A 17175-nucleotide genomic window follows, 5' to 3' on the forward strand; every position below is an offset into this window, starting at 1 on the left:
AACATCCCCCGCTCCCGTCGGCTGCGCCTTTCTTGCCGCAAGGCCAAGGGGACACCTGATGCACGCCATCGCCGATCCGGACGGCGCGCTCGCCCAGTGGCGCGACCGCGCGCTCGATTTCGAACGGGCGGTCGGGCACATCGTGCTCGGCCAGGAGCGGGTCATCCGTCTCCTGACCATCGCGGTGTTCGCCCGCGGCCATGTGCTGCTGGAGGGCGACGTCGGCGTCGGCAAGACCACGCTGCTGCGCGCACTCGCCCGCGCCATCGGCGGCGCCTATGAGCGGGTTGAAGGCACCATCGACCTCATGCCGGCCGACCTCGTCTATGACGCCCGCGTCGGCGAGGACGGACGCCCACGGGTCGATCCCGGCCCGCTCCTGCGCCGGGGGCCGGAGCTCTCCGTCTTCTTCTTCAACGAGATCAACCGGGCGCGGCCGCAGGTCCACGCCATGCTGCTCAGGCTGATGGCCGAGCGCACCGTTTCCGCCTTCGGGCGCGAATACGTCTTCCCCTTCCTCCAAGTGTTCGCCGACCGCAACCGCGTGGAGCGGGAGGAGACCTTCGAGCTGCCCGCCGCCGCCCGTGATCGCTTTTTCATGGAAGTGCAGGTGAAAGCGCCGGAAGACTTCGCCGCCCGCCGCGCGCTGGTGTTCGACCCGCGCTTCCACGATACCGATCTCCTGATCGCGGAGGTGCCGGAGGCGATCATCGACTACCGGAGCCTCGATCAGGTCTCCCGCGAGATCCAGAACGCCATCCCCGCCAGCGACGCCATCGTCGCCTACACAATCGCGCTGTGGGATGCGATCCGCACCCCCGACAAGGCCGGCATTGCCCTTCCCGGCGTGCGGATGGATCGCCTTGTTCAGGGCGGCGCCAGTCCGCGCGGCATGTCCTACCTCATCCGTGCCGCGCGTGTGCGTGCGTGGCTGGAGGGGCGGTCCATCATCGTTCCGGAGGATCTGCGCGCCGTCTTTCCCGAGGTGATGGCGCATCGCATCTTCTTCGATCCGGTCTACGAGATGCGGCGCGAGGAGATTTCCGCCGACCTCTGCCGCGCCGCCTTCGCCACGGTGCCAGCGCCATGAGCCACATCATGACCGGGGAACCCGAAGGGGAATACGGCGGCAACGTCGTGCCTTATCGCCTCAAGTGGCGCCCGCGCGGGGTGCGGCCCGGCGCGCATCCGGGCCAGGGCGATGGCGGTGACGGCACCTTCCGCACCCTCGTGCCGCTGGTGGCGCGGCCGGACCCCCGCCGCATTGACCTGCGCGCCTCGCTGCGCGACCCGTTCGAGGGCGTGCATGTCCGCACCTTCGCTCCTCGACGCGCCACGACGGTCGCGGTGCTCACCGATCTGTCCGGCTCCATGGGTTTCGACGGCACGGGCGCTGAGGTCGCGCGCCTCGCCGCGACGCTCGCAGCTTCGGCCGCCGCAACGGGGGATGAATTCACCCTCATCGGCGCTGGTGGCGACCTGCGGGAGGATGCCTTCATTCCCGCCACGCGACGCCGGGGGCTCGGCGCGCAGGTGGCGGCCACCATCTCGGACGCGACGCCGTCCGGCACGAGCACGAGGGGCCTAGCCACCGCAGCCGAGCGCCTGCCGCGGCGCCGCTGCCTCGTTTTCCTCGTCTCCGACTTCCTCATGCCCGAGGCCGATCTCGACCTGACCCTCGATGCTCTGTGGCGGCACGATGTGGTGCCGGTGCTGCTACGCGACAGCCGCACCGAGGGCGACGTGCCGGCCTGGGGACTGATGGAAGTTGCCGATGCGGAGACTGGCGGGCGGCGGCTGGTGTTCATGCGTCCGGGGCTGAGGGCAAGGTGGCAGGCGACGGCGCGGGCAAGGATCGCCGCCCTGGAGGCCCGCTTTGTCACGCGCGGATACGCGCCCTTCCACCTCGTGAACCGGTTCGATGCCGATGCGCTGGTCGCGTTCCTTGCCGGCCGCTAGGCACTGTCGCACGGCAGCCCTGGCGCTACTCTTCGGCGCGCTTCTGGCAGGTGCGCCCGCCCACGCGGCGGGGGTGGACCTCTACGCACCGCGCGCCTTCGGCTATCTCATCGGCGACACCATCTCGCTGGAAGCGGTCGTGACCCTCGATGCCGGCTGGCGGCTCGACGAAAGCGCCCTGCCCCGTCCCCGCCCCGTCACCTACTGGCTCGACCTGAAGCGCCTCGACGTAAAGCCGGAAACCGCGCCGGATGGCGCCCCGCGCTATCGCCTCACCCTCACCTACCAGACCTTCTATTCCCCTCTGGAGCCACGCGCGCTCGACATTCCCGCAGTGCCCCTCGCCGCGCGCAAGGGCGACGCGCGACAGACGCTGACCATTCCGGCGTGGACCTTCGTCTCTTCACCCTTGCGCGAACTGGTCGCCAGCCAGCGGGGCAACCCCATGGCACTGCAGCCGGATATCCGCCCCCGCCCCTATCCCCTCGTCAGGGATGCGCAACTCGCCGCTGCTGCGGCGGCCGTGGCCGCGGCAAGCCTCCTCGCCTTCGCGGCGGCCTCGGGATGGGGACCGTTCGCCGGCCGGAGCCGACCATTTGCGACCGCTTTGCGCCACATGCGGCGGCTTCCCGACCTCGACGCACAGCTCGGCTATGAGGACGCCCTCCAACTCCTCCACCGCGCCTTCGACGAGGCAGCGGGACAACGGCTGTTCGCCGAGGATGTGCCCGGCTTCCTCGCGCTACGACCCGCGCTCGCAGGCGAGGCTGAGGCGATAGACCGCTTCTTCACGGCCTCCCGCATCGCCTTCTTCGGCGATGCGCCTGAGACGGCCATGGCCTTGCTGCCGCCCGAAGCGATGATCGATCTCGCCCGCCGGCTCGCCACCGTCGAGCGGCGGGGCGGCACGGGGCAGGGAACGCGAAAGGAGGCGGCCTGATGCTCGGCCTCGATGTGGATCATCCCGCGCTCCTGTTCCTGCTCGCGCTCGCCTTGCTCCCGCTCGGCGCATTGCCCCTGCGCGGCGCCGCGCTGCCGTCGGTGGCGATGGTGCCGCACGACGGGCTTTCGATCGCTGTTTCCCTCGGAATACGCCTCGCCGGCACCTTCGCCATAGGCGCCCTCGTTCTCGGCCTCGCGGGGCTGAACCTGAAGGCGCGGGAGGTCGAGCGCATCGGTTCCGGCGCCAACCTGATGCTGCTCATCGACCGCTCGGCCAGCATGGACAACACCTTCGCCGATCGCGCGCCGGGCGCCGGGGAGGAGTCGAAATCCGCTGCCGCCAAGCGCCTGCTCACGGAGTTTCTGGGTCGCCGCCCGCGGGATCGCATCGGCATCGCCGCCTTCTCCACGTCACCCATCCCGGTGCTGCCGCTGACCGACCATCACGAGGCCGTCGCCGCAGCCGTGGCCGCCATAGACCGGCCGGGCCTCGCATTGACCGACGTGGGGCGGGGCCTCGCGCTCGCTCTCGACAGCTTCGACGCATCAGCCGCTTCCGGCGGCTCGCGCGCCGTTCTGCTGGTGTCGGACGGCGCCGCCGTCATTGATCCACGGGTACAGGCAGCGCTGCGCGATTCTCTGAAGCGCTCGCCGGTGCGGCTCTATTGGCTGTTCCTGCGCACCGTTGGCTCGCCCGGCATCTTCGACAAGCCGCGCGTGCCTGGCGAGGACACGCCGCAGGCCATGCCGGAGCGCCACCTCAATCTCTTCCTCGCCAGCCTCGGCGTGCCCTATCGCGCCTTCGAGGCCGGCAGCCCGCAGGCCGTTGCCGACGCCATCGCCGAGATCGACCGGCAGGAGAGCCAACCCATCCCCTATCTGGAGCGCATCCCGCGCCGCGACCTCACGCGGCTCTGCTATGGGCTTGCCGCCGCCGCGTCCGCATTGCTGCTCGCTGCCCGCCTGGCCGAACGCGGCCTCGGCGCCCGGCGGCGTACCGCCACCGACCTGCCCGGCATCGACACGCGGAGGGCAGCATGAAGCTGCGTATCCTCAGCCTCCGCCGCATTGCCGCACTGACCTCCCTCGCGGTGATGACAGTGGCACTGGCGGCGTTGGCCATAACGGGAACTCGCATGGCCCTCCATGCCAAAGCCAACCGCACCATCGCAGCGCTCGCTGCGGGCCGCGACTTGCCGGTCGAACTCGATGCGCCGGATCGACTGCTCATGGCCCGCGCGCATTTCCTCATGATCCGCGACCGGCTGGACGAGGCGCAGCCGCTTGTGGATCGGCTCGCCGCGGACCGCAGCCCGCTTGCGGTGGCCGCGCTCTACGATCTCGCCAACGCCCGCCTCGCGACTGCCATCTCGTTTCTGGAGAAGACAGAGATCGATCCCGCCGTGCCGCAGGTGCGTCTCGCCAAGGCGGGCTATCGCGCGGCGCTGGTGCGCGCGCCGGACTTCTGGGACGCCAAGTATAATCTGGACATCGCCATGCGCCTCGTGCGCGATTTCCCGCAGATCGAGCAGGACCAGCAGGACGAGGCGCAGGAGACGCCGAAGCGGCTCTGGACCGACCTTCCCGGCCTGCCCAAGGGACTGCCGTGATGGGGCGACCGGACGCCCGCACTCTTGTCCTCGCCGCGGCATTCCTTCTGGCGCTAGCGGCCATCGTCGCGCCGAGGCTCCAACGGCCGACCGACGCCTACCGGCTGCTGGCGGTGGTGGACATCACCGGCTCCATGAATGTGCGCGACTACAGCTTCGAGGGCCGCCCGGCCTCGCGGCTCGACACCGTGAAGCGGGCCCTCAGCGGCCTCGCCGCCCGGTTACCATGCGGCTCGCGCGTGGGGCTCGGTATCTTCACCGAGCGGCGCACCTATCTGCTGTTCGAGCCGGTCGAGGTCTGCGCCGACTTCGCGCCGCTCGATGGTGCCATCGGTGCGCTCAACTGGCGGATGGCGTGGGAGGGGGACAGCTACATCTATTCTGGCCTCTATTCCGCCATCGACCTCGCCGGGCCCCTCGACGCCGACCTCATTTTTTTCACTGACGGACAGGAGGCGCCACCGCTGCCAGCCTCGGGCGCGCCTGCCTTTTCCGGCGAGCCGGGCAAGGTGCACGGCTTGGTCGTCGGCGTCGGCGGCATCGAGCCGGCACCCATTCCCAAATTCGACCGGGACGGGCGGGAAATCGGCTTCTACGCCATGACCGACGTGCCGCAGGAGAACCGACACGGCCTGCCGCCCTCCGGCTCGGAGCAGCGGGAGGGTTGGCACCCGCGCAACGCTCCGTGGGGCGCCGACGAGGCGACTGGGCAGGAACATCTCAGCGCCGTCCGCACCGACCACCTCAAGGATCTCGCCGAGGCGACGGGCCTTGCCTACGCGCCGCTGGCCGATGCCGCGACCCTTGCCGCCGAAGTCGAGGCATCGGCCCGCCCCCATCCGGTAGCCGGCATCATGGACACCGCGCCCCTACCGGCCGCCCTCGCCTTGCTGCTGCTCACCGGGCTCTACCTCGCCCAAGTGTGGGACCGGCGCCCGACTTTCCTGCGCAACCGAAGGATTTCCACTTCATGATTTTGGCCCGCCTCTCCCGCCGCGCCCTCCTGCCCACCCTCGGCGTCCTCGTCGCGCTTGCCGCGCCCGCACAGGCCCACGGCCCGACGCCGCAGAAGGCCGAGGCCAAGGCCACCGTCGCCGCGACGCCCGACGCCGTATGGAAAATCGCCGGCGATTTCGCCGGCATTGGCGCCTGGCATCCCATGGTGAAGGCGGTGAAAGCCAAGGGCGGCAATGTGGCCGGCGCGGAGCGTGTGTTGGTGCTGGAAAAGGGCGAGATCACCGACGGGCTCGATGATGTGGATGCCGCCCAGCGCAGCCTCTCGTGGCGGCTCAACACCGAGAATGTGGAGGCGCTGCCCGTGAGTTTCTACACCATCACCCTCTCCGTGAACGATGCCGGTGGCGGCAAGAGCGAGGTGGTGATGGCTGGCCGCTTCTATCGCGGCGATACCTCCAACTTCCCACCCGACGAACTTAATGACGAAGCCGCCGTCGCGGCCATGACGGCGTTCTTCGAGGCCGGTGTCAACGGGCTCAAGGCCAAGGCCGAAGGCAAGTGAAGTTACTGACGGCGATTGTCTTTTCCTCCCTCGCCGTCCTGCTCCTCGGCTGGAGCGCGCCCGCGACCGCCGGCACGCTCCTCGCCCTGTGCCAGGGGGCCGCGGAGGTGGATGTGATCGACACCGCGACCGGTGCGGTATCGACGCGGGTGAAGGTGGACAAGGTGCCGGCCGGGATCGCGATTTCTTCTGACAGCACAGCCGCTTACATTACCCACCCGGACATCGGCCTTCTCACCCGTCTCGATGTGAAGACATGGACAGTCGCGGGCACCGCCCATATCGGCGGGCAGCCGTTCGGCATCGTGGCGGCTGGCGGGGCGTTGTATGTAAGTGACTGGTCTGGCGACAGAATTCTGCGCATTGACGCCCGCGGCCTCGCTGTCACCGGCACCCTTGCGGTAGGGCGGTCGCCGGCGCATCTCGCCATCGATCCGGATGGGCGCACGCTCTACAGCGCCGATCGGGAGGGCGATGAAGTCAGCATTATCAATACCTTAGACTTCACCCGTACCGCCGTCATCCCGGTCGGACGGGCGCCTTATGCGCTGGATCCCTCCCATCCGGAGCTGGTGGCGGTGGCGGATGTGCGGAGTGGCGATATTGCATTGATAACAAAGGAAAAACACGACATCAAACGCATCGCCGGCATGAAGATGCCCTATGGCGTCGCATTCGTGCCCGGCAAGGGGCTCCTGCTGGCGACGGACCAGCAGGCGGGCATGCTGAATGTCATTGATATTGCAACAGAAACCATCATCCACCGCATCAGGCTGGGCGGCTCCCCGGAGGGGGTGGTGGTGGATGCGGCGGCGGGGCGGGCCTATGTCGCCGAATGGTTCGCCAACCGCGTAACCGCCTTGAATCTCGACGATTTATCCATCTCGACGCGCATCGCGGTCTGCGACGGGCCGCGGGTGATGGCGCTCGTGCCCTGACCCTTCCCGGCATGGCCGGATTCAGCTGCATTCGGCTGCGTTTCACCACCGGAATCGGTATGTTCAGGCCGGTGTCAGCGGACAGTCAGCGCGAGAGTCAGATTTTCGCGCCGCCCCCCGCCCGGAACGGATGAAGAGTCGCACATGAACGCATGGGTTGCAGCCGGGATTGCATTCGTCACCATGGCCGTGACGATGGCGGCGGGGATGGCCATCGGCAGCCGGCTGTCGAACTCCCGCTACGAGGACGGCTCGGTCAAGAACCTGCGGACCAGCGTCGCCATCATCGCGACCATGTCGTCCCTGCTGCTGGGTCTGATGGTGAACTCGGCCCGCTACAATTTCAGCGACGCCTATTCCGACGTCCAGAAATACGCCGCCGTCCTCCAGATCACCGACCTCAACCTGCTGAGCTTCGGCGCGCCGGCCTGCCCGCTCCGGGGCGACCTCCAGGCCTATGCCCGCCAGCTCGTGGCGGAGACCTGGACCACGGGCGAGGATGACGCCTCAAGCTCCGCGCAGGTGTCGGCCCTCACCGCGCTGCTGCGGTTCGACGCCGGTGTGCGGAACCTCAAGAGCGAGACCGCCGACCAGCAGGATGTACGGGGCACCCTGCTCGCTCTCTCGCGGCAATTGGTGGAGTATCGCTGGAAGGTGACGGGCGTCGCCCGCACCACCACGCCGGCCGGCTTCATCTTCGTGGTCATCTGCTGGTTCGCGCTGATCTTCCTCTATTCCGGCGTGTTCGCGCCGCGCAACGCGCTGGTGCTCACGGGCCATGCGCTGGGCATGATCGGCATCTCCGCCGCCATCTTCCTGGTGATGGAGATGGGCCAGCCCTTCACCGGCCCCATCAAGGTGTCGCCGGCGCCGGTCGAGCGGCTGCTCCAGCGGATGCAGGCGCAAACCTGCCCCACCCCGCCGCAGGGCTGAAACGGCGACGGCCGGATCGCGCAAGGCACGACCCGGCCGCCGACAGGTCCTTGAGGGAAGCCGCCTCAGTTCAGGCGGGGCTGCTGCGACGTGCCCTTGTACCAGTCGAAGGGCTTGCCCTCGGTGGAGAGCATCACCGACTTCACATCGAAATGGTCGTTGAAGCTCTCGATGCCGAACTCACGGCCGATGCCGCTGTCGTCCACGCCGCCCCAGGGCGAGGCGGGATCGAGGCGGTGGTGGTCGTTGATCCAGACGATGCCGGCCTTCACCTTCGCCGCCACGCGATGGGCGCGGTGCACGTCGCGGGTGCGGATGGCGGCGGCGAGGCCGAACGGGCTGTCATTGGCGATGGCGAGGGCCTCCTCCTCCGTCTCGAAGGGGATCACCACCGTGAAGGGGCCGAACACCTCCTCGCGGGCGATGCGCATGTGGGGCGCCACATCGGCGAACACGGTGGGCTCCACGAAGAAGCCGTTCTCGTGGCCGGGAACGATGCGTCGCTGGCCGCCGGCCACGAGGCGCGCACCATCGTCATGGCCCGCCTGCACGAAGGAGAGCACGCGGTCGAGCTGGCGCTGGGAGACCACCGGGCCGAGCTGGGTCTCGGGATCGCGGGGATCGCCGATGCGGATGGCCTTGGTCTTGGCGGCGAGGCGCTCCACGAACTCGTCATAGATGGTCTTCTGCACGATGTGCCGGGCGGCGCAGACGCAGGTCTGGCCCGCGCCCACGAAGGCGCCGAAGGCGGCATAGTTCACCGCCTGCTCCACATCGTAATCGTCGAACACCATCACCGGCGTCTTGCCGCCGAGTTCCAGCGTCTGGTGGGCGAAGACCTTCGCCGCCGCCGAGCCGGCGATGCGGCCGGCCTCGGTGCCGCCGGTGAGCACCAGCTTGTTGATGTCGTGATGCTCGGCGAGGAAGCGGCCGGAACTGGCGCCGATGCCGTTCACCACATTGAACACGCCGGGCGGCAGGCCGTTGTCGCTCATCAGCTTGGCAAGGCGCAGCGTGGTGAGGGGCGTGTATTCCGAGGGCTTCACCACCGTGGTGCAGCCGGAGGCCAGCACCGCCGCCAGCGACTTGCACAGGATCATCAGCGGGTGGTTGAAGGGCGTGCAATTGGCCACCACGCCGATGGGCGTGCGGCGGGTGTAGTTGAGATAATTGCCTTCCACCGGGATCACGTCATCGCGGCGGGCGAGGGCGAGGCCGCCGAAATAGCGCAGGAAGTCCGGCAGGCGGCCGAGCTGGGCGCGAGTCTCGTTCACCGGCCGGCCGTTGTTCTGGGTTTCGAGCTGGTACAGCTCGGGCAGCGCGGTCTCGAAGGCATCGGCGATGCGGTTGATGAGCTTCACCCGCTCGCGGATGGCCATGCCGCCCCAGGCGTCGCCGTTGAAGGCGGCGCGGGCGCTCTTCACCGCCGCATCCACGTCCTCGCGGGTGCTGTCGGGAATGATGGCGATGACGGCGCCGGTAGCGGGGTTCTTCACCTCCACCGTGCCGCCGCCGATGCTCTCCACCTCGCGGCCATCGATGAAATTGCCCCGCGCCGCGACGGCGGCTTCGGCTTTGGCGTTCATGACGTTTCTCCGGTTTTTTCTCAAAGGACGACGGCGTGGCGCGACAGGGCCGCGACCACCCGTTTCTCGGCATCGGCGATATGGTCCCGCAGCAGGCGGGCGGCCTTGCGGCCGTCACGGGACTGGAGCGCCTCGATGATGGCGACGTGCTCAGCGATCAGCCGGTCGGGGTCGCGCCCCTGCATGGTGCCGATGCTGACCAGCACCAGCCGGTCGGCCTGCGCGACCAGATCTACCACCTCTTCCCGCATGCGCCGATGGGGCGAGCACATGGCCACCGCGACATGGAAGGCGCGGTTGTAGCGGATGAAATCGGACTTCGACGCATCGAAGGTGCGGAAGGAATCAAGGGCGGCCAGCACCTCGTCGGTCGCGTGGCGGGCGGCGTCGGCCGCGCAGGCCGGCTCCATCACCTCGCGAAAGCGGAAGATGTCCCGCGCGTCGGCCAGCGACACCGGGTTCACCCGATAGCCCTGGCGCGGCAGCACGGTGATGAGGCGCTCCTGCTCCAGCCGCAGCAGGGCCTCCCGCACGGGCTGCTTGCTCACCTCGAAACGCCCGGCCAGCTCCTGCTCGCGCAGCTCCTCGCCGGGCTGGAGACGGCAGCCGAGAATCTCGTCCTTCAGCCGCGCATAGACCGCGTCCCGCAGCAGGCCGGAGCCGCCCATGGCCTTATCAGAGGCGATGTTTTGATCGATCAACATATTTCATGCCCTGACGAACTGGCGGAAGTTTGGAGGAGAGATAACGACAGAACAACGGAAAAATGTCGCTTGACGTGGGTTTTCGGTTCTGTCTGAAATATCACGACAAAAAATTTAGCCGTCAAGAGCATCTCAGGGAGAGAAAAAATGCCCACACTCACGAAGCGCACAACAGCCTCGTGGCTCGCCGCGACGGCGCTGTCCGCGCTCGCGGTCCTGCCCGCGGCGGCGCAGCAGACGCCCATCAAGATCGGCTTCATGACCGTGCGTTCCGGCGCGCTGGCGGCCGGCGGCAAGCAGATGGAGCAGGGCATGGAATATTGCCTTGCCGAGCGGAACGGCATGATGGGCGGCCGCAAGGTGGAGCTCATCACGGTGGACACCGCCGGCCAGCCCGCCACCACCAAGACCCGCGCCCAGGAGCTGGTGGAGCGCGAGCGCGTCAACGCCATCATCGGCCCGCTGGCCGCCTTCGAGGCGCTGGCCATCGACGACTACATCCGGCAGGTGGGCGTGCCGGTCATCTCGCCCTCGGCGGCGGCGGAAGACCTCACCCAGCGCAAGCAGAACCCGTGGTTCGTGCGCGCCGTGGGCACCTCGGCCCAGGCCAACCACGCGCTCGGCGAATATGCCGCCAAGGATCTCAAGCTGAAGCGCGTCGTCACCATCGGCGACGACTTCGCTTTCGGTCACGAGGCCACCGCCGGCTTCCAGCGCGCCTTCGAGGACAATGGCGGACAGGTGGTGCAGAAGCTGTGGCCGCCGCTGAACGTCGCCGATTACGGCAGCTACATCAGCCAGATCCGCACCGACGTGGATGCGGTCTACGCCGCCTTCGCCGGCGGCAACGGCCTGCGCTTCCTCCAGCAGTACGCCGAATACGGCGCGCCGGTGAAGGTGATCGCGCAGATGACCACGGTGGACGAGGGCATCCTCAAGTCCATGGGCAAGGAAGCCGTCGGCGTCATCTCCTCCGGCTGGTACACGGCGACCCAGGACGTGCCCGGCAACAAGGAATTCGCCGCCGGCATCCGCGCCAAGTACGGCGCCGACCCCGGCTACTACACCGCCGGCGCCTACGAGGCGTGCGCCTTCCTCGATGCGGCCGTGAAGGCCATCGACGGCAAGGTGGAGGACAAGCAGGCGCTCATGAAGGCGCTGCGCTCCGTCAAGCTGGAGAAGGGACCGTACGGCGAGGTGACCCTCGACGAATACGGCAACCCCATCATGAACGTCACCATCCGCAAGACCGAGGAGAAGGACGGGCGGCTGCAGAACGTGGTCATCAAGACCTATCCGAAGGTGACGCAGTTCTGGACCTACGACCCCAAGGCCTTCCTCGCCGAGCCGGTCTACAGCCGCGACTACCCGCCGGCGAAGAATCTGGGGAAGTGAACTGACGCGTCATGCCCCGGCTAGTCCGGGGCATCCACTTCGCCGCACGCGGGGTGCAGGAGTTGCGGTAGCCCGCCCAGCCCCACCGTGGATCCCCCGGACAAGCCGGGGGATGACAGCTCGATGATCGACAGCCGGTCTCGTTTCCGCACCTTATCCGAGGACCAATCATGACCTTCTGGGTCAGCCAAAGCCTCAACGCCCTCGCGCTCGGCGGGCTCCTGTTCATGCTGGCGTCGGGCTTCAGCCTCATCTTCGGGCTGATGCGGGTGGCGAACCTCGCCCACGGCGCGCTGTTCATGCTGGGCGCCTATCTCGGCCTTGCCGCGGTGAAGGCCGGGTTCGGCTTCTGGGCGGCGGCGGCTTCGGCGGCGGTGGCGGTGGGGCTGCTCGGCGGCATCATCGAGCGCACGCTGCTGCGCCGCCTTGCCGGGCGCACCCTGCCGCAGGTGCTGCTGACGCTGGGCCTTGCCTTCATCATCGCCGATGCCTGCCTGATGATGTGGGGTGGCGACCCCATGCGTCTTCCGCCGCCGCCGGAACTCTCCGGCGCGGTGCGCATCGGCGATGCGGTGTTCCCGCGCTACCGGCTGTTCGTCATCGGCGCCTCCGCGGCGGTGGCGCTGGGGCTGTGGCTGCTGGTGGAGCGCACCCGCGCCGGCGCCATGATCCGCGCGGCGGTGGACGACGTGGGCATGGCCCGCGCCATCGGCGTCTCCGCCTCCACCCTCTTCACCGCCGTCTTCTGCCTCGGCACGGCGCTGGCCGGCCTCGGCGGGGTCATCGGCGGCCCCATCCTCTCGGTCTATCCCAGCCTCGACCAGGACATGCTGCCGCTGGCGCTCCTCGTCGTGATCCTCGGCGGCGCCGGGAGCCTCGCGGGGGCGTTCGTCGGCGCCTACGCCATCGGCTTCATCTACACATTCGGACAGGTGCTCGTGCCCGACCTCGCCTATGTGATCCTGTTCCTGCCCATGATCGCGGTGCTCTCCGTGGCGCCGCAGGGCCTGTTCGGCCGGAGGCTCGGATGAGCGCGCGCGCCCTCCCCTTCGCGGTGGCGCTGGCCGCCATGGCCCTGGTGCCGCTGTTCTCCACCTCGCCCTTCTATGTGAACCTCACCAGCCAGGTGACCATCGCCGCCATCGGCGCGCTGGGCCTGAACGTGCTGGTCGGCCATGCGGGGCTGAATTCGCTGGGCTTCGCGGTGTTTCCGGGCCTCGCCGCCTATCTGGTGGCGTGGCTCTCCACCGTGGGCGGGATCGATCCGGTTTTCGCGGCGCTGGTGGCGCTGGGCGGGACGCTGTCGGTGGCCGCGCTGTTCGCCCTCGTCGCCTTGCGCACCACCGGCCTCGGCTTCGTGATGATCACCATGGCCCTGTGCCAGATCGTCTGGGGCGCGGCCTATCGCTGGACCTCGGTGACGGGCGGCGACAATGGCCTCTCCGGCGTGCCGCGCCCCGGCGGCGCGTGGCTGCCGCTGGAAAAGCCGGAATACTTCCTGTGGCTGTGCCTCGCGGTGCTGGCGCTGGCCCTCGTCCAGCTCGGCCGCTTCTTCGACAGCCCGCTCGGCGTGGCGCTGCGCGGCACGCGGGACCAGCCGCGCCGCATGGGCGCGGTGGGCTATGACGTGTGGCGCATCCGCTTCGTCGCCTGGATGCTCGCGGCCGCCTGGGGCGCCGCCGCCGGCCTGCTCTATGCCTGGTATCACCAGTTCGTCAGCCCGCACATGATGGCGGTGACGGCCTCCGCCGAGGTGCTGCTGATGGTGGTGGCGGGCGGGGCCGGGACGCTGGCCGGCCCGCTCATCGGCGCGGCGCTGGTGGTGCTCCTGAAGAACCTCGCCTCCATCTGGATCGACCGCTGGGTGATGCTGCTCGGCTTCACCTTCGTCGTCATCGTCCTGCTGATGCCGGACGGCATCGTGCCGGGCTTCAACCGCCTCACCGCGTCGCTGAAGCGGCTCAGGCCCGGCCCCGCCCCCAAACTCGTGCCGAGGGAGCGCGCCGATGGCTGAGCCCGCACTCCACATCGACGGCCTGACCAAGCAGTTCGGCGGCCTGCCCGCCATCGCGGACGTCAGCCTCGACATCATGCCCGGCGAGCGGCACCTGCTGCTCGGCCCCAACGGCGCGGGCAAGACCACGCTGTTCAACCTGATCTGCGGCGATCTCACGCCCACCGGCGGCTCCATCCGCCTGTTCGGATCGGAGCTGGTGGGCCTGCCGCCGCGCAAGCGCACCGGCTTCGGCCTCGCCCGCACCTACCAGATCCTCACGCTCTTCCCGCACGAGACCCTCTGCCGGAACGTGATGCTGGCCCTCAACGGCCTCAGGCGCGACAAATGGCGGGCCTGGTCCCCCTTCGGCGCCGATGCGTCGCTGCGGGCGGAAGCGCTCGCCATCCTCGACCGGGTGAAGCTCGCCGACCTCGCGGACCGCCCGGTGTCCCAGACCGCCTATGGCGACCGGCGGCGGCTGGAAATCGCCATGGCCCTCGCCCTTGCCCCACGCGTGCTGCTGCTGGACGAGCCCCTCGCCGGCCTCTCCCGCGACGAGCGGGTGATGGTGCAGGACCTGCTCGCCAATCTGCCCGGGGAGATGACGGTGGTGCTCATCGAGCACGACATGGATGTCGCCCTCGCCTTCGCCGAACGCATCACTTTGCTCCACCACGGCCGGGTCGTGACCACCGGATCGCGCGCCGACATCGCCGCCGATCCCCGCACACGGGAGGTGTATCTCGGTGCCTGAAGCCCTCACCCTGTCCAACCTCCACGTCTATCATGGCGAGATCTGCGCCGTGCGCGGGCTGGACATCACCTGCGCGGAAGGCGCCGTGACTGCCCTCCTCGGCCGCAACGGCGCGGGCAAGTCCACGACGCTCTCGGCCATCGCCGGCCTCAACGACGCCCGGCAGGGCCGCATCGAACTGTTCGGCACGGCGCTGGAGAACCGCAAGCCGGAGGCCATCTGCCGGCTGGGCGTGGGGCTGGTGCCGCAGGGGCGGCGCATCTTCCCCTCCCTCACCGTGCAGGAACACCTCGCCATCGCCTACCGGCCGCCGCGCCACAAGGCTACGCGGGCGTTCGACATCGCCTCGGTGGAGACCCTCTTCCCGCGCCTCAAGGAAAGGCGCCGGCAGCTCGCCGGCTCCATGTCCGGCGGCGAGCAGCAGATGCTGGCCATCGCCCGCGCGCTCGTGACCAATCCGCGCGTGCTGCTGCTGGACGAGCCGGCGGAAGGCCTCGCCCCGCAGATCGTCGCCGAGGTGGCCGACGCCATCGCCGCCCTCAAGGCGGACGGACTTTCCATCCTCCTCGTTGAACACAATTTGCCGCTTGCGCTGCGGCTCGCCGACACCTGCGTCGTCCTGTCTTCGGGAGAGGTGGTCTGGCGCGGACTGCCTCAGGTCCTCGCCGACGATCCCGCCCTCATGGCCCAACATCTGGGAGTGCACTGATGCTCACCGCCAACACAAGCGCCGCCGGCCTCTCCGCGCACGTCACCGGCACCGGCCCCAGCATCGTGTTCCTGCATTCCCTGCTGTCCGATCGCGGCAGCCTCGAACCCATGGTGCCGCTGCTGTCCGACAGGTTCCGGCTGGTGCTGCTCGATCTGCCCGGCTTCGGCGGCTCACCGCGCGCGGGCGGGCTCGATGCGCAGGCGGATGCGGTGGCGGCGGCGGTGGCGGCGGCCTGTCCCGGCGAGACGCCGATCCTGTTCGGCAACGGCTACGGCTCGTTCCTCGCCCTCGCCACGGCCCTGCGCCATCCGCAGCTGTCGAGCGGCCTGTTCCTGGCCGGCTGCGGCGCCGGCTTCACCGAGGAGGGGCGCGGGGCGTTCCGCTTCATGGCCGCGAAGGCCGGTACGGACGGGCTGGAGGCCATCGCCGAGACCGCCATGCTGCGCCTGTTCCCGGCGGCCATGGCGGCGCGGGTGCCGCAGACTCTGGCGGAGCGGCGCGCGGCCTTCGTCGCCACCGATCCGGAGGTGTTCGGCGAAGCCTGCGGGATTCTCGCGACGCTCGATCTGAAGGACGTGGCGCGGCATCTCGCCGTGCCCGTGTTCGCCTGCGCCGGGGCGCTGGATGCGGCGACGCCGCCGGTGATGGCGCGGGAACTCGCCGACCTCGTGCCCAACGGCACCTTCCACGAGATCCCCGATTGCGCGCACGTGCCGACCCTTCAGGCGCCGGCCGAGGTCGCGGTGCTGCTCACGGGGTTCGTCCGTACCGTGGAGGCGCCGCCGGAGCCGGTCGCCGCCTCCCAGGCGGGCTGAGCGCGCGCGTCAGGCGACGGTCGGCACGTCCATGGCGAGGGCCACCAGCGTGGCGCCGAGCGCGAGCAGGAAGTTAAGGCCGCCGCTGCCGCCGAACACAAAGGTGACGCCGACGCTCAGCAGACCGGCGACGACGGTGAGGAGAATTCCGAAAGCGATGCCCTTCATGGGTCTTGTCCAGAAACACGATCGGGCCAACCTGCCCGCTCTCGTCTGATGCTCCGGACGGCGGGCGGAATTTCGACGGCAAAGCGGCGACTTTGCTGCGGGCAGAGCGGGCGCCCACAGATCGACGAAACGTGATCTTTTCGCCACGGCGGACGCGGGGGCTCAGTCGGTGAAGCCGGCGACGCCGTGCGGCACGTAAGGCGCCTCCAGCGCCGCGATCTCCTCCGCCGTCAGGGTCAGCGAGAGGGCCGCCACGGCGTCCGTGAGATGGCCGGGCTTCGAGGCGCCGATGATGGGCGCGGTGACGCCCTTCTTCTGCAACAGCCACGCGAGGGCCACCTGCGCGCGCGGCACGCCCCTGTTGGCGGCGATGGCGCCCACCGCGTCCACCACCTCCCGGTCGCCGGCCACATAGAGCGTCTTGCCGAATTCGTCGCTCTCCAGCCGATAGGTCGCCTCGTCCCACGCCCGCGCCAGCCGGCCACGCGCCAGCGGGCTCCAGGGGATCACGGCAACCCCTTCCTCGATGCAAAGGGGCAGCATCTCGCGCTCCTCCTCGCGATAGAGGAGGTTCATGTGGTTCTGCATGCTCACGAAGCGTGTCCAGCCGTTGAGGCGGGAGATGTAGATCGCCTTGGCGAAGCGCCATGCCGGCATGGAGGAGGCGCCGATGTAGCGCGCCTTGCCCGCTTTCACCACATCGTGCAGCGCTTCCAGCGTCTCCTCGATGGGGGTCGCGTGGTCGAAGCGGTGGATCTGGTAGAGGTCCACATAGTCGGTGCCGAGGCGCCGCAGGCTGGCGTCGATCTCGGCCATGATGGCCTTGCGCGACAGGCCCGCGCCGTTGGGGCCGGGACGCATCCGGTTGAACACCTTGGTGGCGAGCACCACCTCCTCGCGCCGCACGAAATCCTTCAGCGCGCGGCCGACGATCTCTTCCGACGTACCGTCCGAATAGACGTTGGCTGTGTCGAGGAAGGTGATGCCGAGGTCGAGCGCCTGCCGGATGAGCGGGCGGCTCTCCTCCTCCTTCAGGGTCCAGGCGTGGGAGCCCCGGCCGGGCTCGCCGAACGTCATGCAGCCGAGGCACAATTTCGAGACCTCAAGGCCGGTCGCGCCGAATTTCACGTAGTCCACTGCCCGT

Annotated in this window: 19 protein-coding genes; 15 read left to right on the forward strand and 4 right to left on the reverse strand. The window is 69.0% G+C overall.

What is annotated here, in order from left to right; translation table 11 throughout:
* The first annotated feature begins 58 nt into the window (after positions 1-58).
* From A37E_RS0100475 to A37E_RS0100515, 9 genes are all read left to right on the forward strand, one after another.
* Entirely contained in the window at positions 59-1090 is a 1032-nt protein-coding gene (locus A37E_RS0100475; RefSeq protein WP_029554825.1) for a MoxR family ATPase, read from the forward strand.
* Positions 1091-1098: 8 nt separating this feature from the next.
* Complete coding sequence (locus A37E_RS0100480; RefSeq protein WP_029554826.1) at positions 1099-1959, forward strand: DUF58 domain-containing protein; 861 nt, start codon at positions 1099-1101, stop codon at positions 1957-1959.
* A gap of 73 nt (positions 1960-2032) precedes the next feature.
* Entirely contained in the window at positions 2033-2899 is an 867-nt protein-coding gene (locus tag A37E_RS0100485) for a hypothetical protein (protein ID WP_051678677.1), read from the forward strand.
* Positions 2899-3942, forward strand: a complete 1044-nt coding sequence (locus A37E_RS0100490; RefSeq protein ID WP_029554828.1) for a vWA domain-containing protein — start codon at positions 2899-2901, stop codon at positions 3940-3942. The genes A37E_RS0100485 and A37E_RS0100490 overlap by 1 nt, the downstream gene beginning before the upstream one ends.
* Positions 3939-4511, forward strand: coding sequence for a hypothetical protein (locus A37E_RS0100495; RefSeq protein WP_029554829.1), 573 nt, complete (start codon positions 3939-3941; stop codon positions 4509-4511). Before A37E_RS0100490 ends, A37E_RS0100495 begins: the two co-directional genes overlap by 4 nt.
* Complete coding sequence (locus tag A37E_RS0100500; protein WP_038192340.1) at positions 4511-5485, forward strand: vWA domain-containing protein; 975 nt, start codon at positions 4511-4513, stop codon at positions 5483-5485. Before A37E_RS0100495 ends, A37E_RS0100500 begins: the two co-directional genes overlap by 1 nt.
* A complete protein-coding gene (locus A37E_RS0100505) occupies positions 5482-6030 on the forward strand; it encodes an SRPBCC family protein (RefSeq protein WP_029554831.1) in 549 nt (182 codons plus the stop codon). Before A37E_RS0100500 ends, A37E_RS0100505 begins: the two co-directional genes overlap by 4 nt.
* Positions 6027-6968 carry a YncE family protein gene (locus A37E_RS0100510; protein WP_051678678.1) on the forward strand — a complete coding sequence of 314 codons (942 nt, stop codon included), beginning with the start codon at positions 6027-6029 and terminating at the stop codon, positions 6966-6968. The genes A37E_RS0100505 and A37E_RS0100510 overlap by 4 nt, the downstream gene beginning before the upstream one ends.
* Positions 6969-7112: 144 nt before the next feature.
* Entirely contained in the window at positions 7113-7901 is a 789-nt protein-coding gene (locus A37E_RS0100515) for a DUF4239 domain-containing protein (protein ID WP_029554833.1), read from the forward strand.
* 65 nt (positions 7902-7966) lie between these two features.
* On the opposite strand, the gene A37E_RS0100520 is transcribed toward A37E_RS0100515, so the two are convergent.
* Positions 7967-9487: an aldehyde dehydrogenase gene (locus tag A37E_RS0100520; protein ID WP_029554834.1), complete on the reverse strand. Its 1521-nt coding sequence runs from the start codon at positions 9485-9487 to the stop codon at positions 7967-7969.
* Positions 9488-9507: 20 nt separating this feature from the next.
* Positions 9508-10191: a GntR family transcriptional regulator gene (locus A37E_RS0100525; protein WP_245279239.1), complete on the reverse strand. Its 684-nt coding sequence runs from the start codon at positions 10189-10191 to the stop codon at positions 9508-9510.
* A gap of 147 nt (positions 10192-10338) precedes the next feature.
* Here A37E_RS0100525 and A37E_RS0100530 point away from each other — a divergent pair, with 147 nt between their 5' ends.
* The 6 genes from A37E_RS0100530 (at position 10339) to A37E_RS0100555 (ending at position 15863) form a co-directional block, all read left to right on the forward strand.
* Entirely contained in the window at positions 10339-11586 is a 1248-nt protein-coding gene (locus tag A37E_RS0100530; RefSeq protein WP_029554836.1) for an ABC transporter substrate-binding protein, read from the forward strand.
* 170 nt (positions 11587-11756) lie between these two features.
* Positions 11757-12617 (forward strand): branched-chain amino acid ABC transporter permease, encoded by an 861-nt coding sequence (locus tag A37E_RS0100535; RefSeq protein WP_029554837.1) that lies wholly within the window; start codon positions 11757-11759, stop codon positions 12615-12617.
* Positions 12614-13600 carry a branched-chain amino acid ABC transporter permease gene (locus A37E_RS0100540; RefSeq protein WP_051678679.1) on the forward strand — a complete coding sequence of 329 codons (987 nt, stop codon included), beginning with the start codon at positions 12614-12616 and terminating at the stop codon, positions 13598-13600. Before A37E_RS0100535 ends, A37E_RS0100540 begins: the two co-directional genes overlap by 4 nt.
* Entirely contained in the window at positions 13593-14336 is a 744-nt protein-coding gene (locus tag A37E_RS0100545) for an ABC transporter ATP-binding protein (protein WP_029554839.1), read from the forward strand. The genes A37E_RS0100540 and A37E_RS0100545 overlap by 8 nt, the downstream gene beginning before the upstream one ends.
* On the forward strand, positions 14329-15045 hold the full coding sequence (locus A37E_RS0100550) for an ABC transporter ATP-binding protein (protein WP_029554840.1): 717 nt from the start codon (positions 14329-14331) through the stop codon (positions 15043-15045). The genes A37E_RS0100545 and A37E_RS0100550 overlap by 8 nt, the downstream gene beginning before the upstream one ends.
* Positions 15045-15863 (forward strand): alpha/beta fold hydrolase, encoded by an 819-nt coding sequence (locus A37E_RS0100555; RefSeq protein ID WP_029554841.1) that lies wholly within the window; start codon positions 15045-15047, stop codon positions 15861-15863. The genes A37E_RS0100550 and A37E_RS0100555 overlap by 1 nt, the downstream gene beginning before the upstream one ends.
* A gap of 9 nt (positions 15864-15872) precedes the next feature.
* Here A37E_RS0100555 and A37E_RS26735 read toward each other — a convergent pair whose 3' ends face one another.
* The gene (locus A37E_RS26735) at positions 15873-16031 is read right to left on the reverse strand and encodes a hypothetical protein (protein ID WP_155982261.1); all 159 of its coding nucleotides are present in this window, start codon (positions 16029-16031) and stop codon (positions 15873-15875) included.
* Between the two features lie 162 nt (positions 16032-16193).
* Entirely contained in the window at positions 16194-17168 is a 975-nt protein-coding gene (locus A37E_RS0100565) for an aldo/keto reductase (protein ID WP_029554842.1), read from the reverse strand.
* Between the last annotated feature and the right edge of the window lie 7 nt (positions 17169-17175).

The organism is Xanthobacter sp. 91 (assembly GCF_000702385.1).
GTDB lineage: Bacteria > Pseudomonadota > Alphaproteobacteria > Rhizobiales > Xanthobacteraceae > Xanthobacter > Xanthobacter aminoxidans.

Excerpts from the sequence above, each read along its gene's own strand:
- A37E_RS0100475 (WP_029554825.1), top strand. The coding sequence starts at position 59 with ATGCACGCCATCGCCGATCCGGACGGCGCGCTCGCCCAGTGGCGCGAC.
- A37E_RS0100480 (WP_029554826.1), top strand. The coding sequence starts at position 1,099 with ATGACCGGGGAACCCGAAGGGGAATACGGCGGCAACGTCGTGCCTTAT.
- A37E_RS0100490 (WP_029554828.1), top strand. The coding sequence starts at position 2,899 with ATGCTCGGCCTCGATGTGGATCATCCCGCGCTCCTGTTCCTGCTCGCG.
- A37E_RS0100495 (WP_029554829.1), top strand. The coding sequence starts at position 3,939 with ATGAAGCTGCGTATCCTCAGCCTCCGCCGCATTGCCGCACTGACCTCC.
- A37E_RS0100500 (WP_038192340.1), top strand. The coding sequence starts at position 4,511 with ATGGGGCGACCGGACGCCCGCACTCTTGTCCTCGCCGCGGCATTCCTT.
- A37E_RS0100505 (WP_029554831.1), top strand. The coding sequence starts at position 5,482 with ATGATTTTGGCCCGCCTCTCCCGCCGCGCCCTCCTGCCCACCCTCGGC.
- A37E_RS0100515 (WP_029554833.1), top strand. The coding sequence starts at position 7,113 with ATGAACGCATGGGTTGCAGCCGGGATTGCATTCGTCACCATGGCCGTG.
- A37E_RS0100520 (WP_029554834.1), bottom strand. The coding sequence starts at position 9,487 with ATGAACGCCAAAGCCGAAGCCGCCGTCGCGGCGCGGGGCAATTTCATC.
- A37E_RS0100525 (WP_245279239.1), bottom strand. The coding sequence starts at position 10,191 with ATGTTGATCGATCAAAACATCGCCTCTGATAAGGCCATGGGCGGCTCC.
- A37E_RS0100530 (WP_029554836.1), top strand. The coding sequence starts at position 10,339 with ATGCCCACACTCACGAAGCGCACAACAGCCTCGTGGCTCGCCGCGACG.
- A37E_RS0100535 (WP_029554837.1), top strand. The coding sequence starts at position 11,757 with ATGACCTTCTGGGTCAGCCAAAGCCTCAACGCCCTCGCGCTCGGCGGG.
- A37E_RS0100540 (WP_051678679.1), top strand. The coding sequence starts at position 12,614 with ATGAGCGCGCGCGCCCTCCCCTTCGCGGTGGCGCTGGCCGCCATGGCC.
- A37E_RS0100545 (WP_029554839.1), top strand. The coding sequence starts at position 13,593 with ATGGCTGAGCCCGCACTCCACATCGACGGCCTGACCAAGCAGTTCGGC.
- A37E_RS0100555 (WP_029554841.1), top strand. The coding sequence starts at position 15,045 with ATGCTCACCGCCAACACAAGCGCCGCCGGCCTCTCCGCGCACGTCACC.
- A37E_RS26735 (WP_155982261.1), bottom strand. The coding sequence starts at position 16,031 with ATGAAGGGCATCGCTTTCGGAATTCTCCTCACCGTCGTCGCCGGTCTG.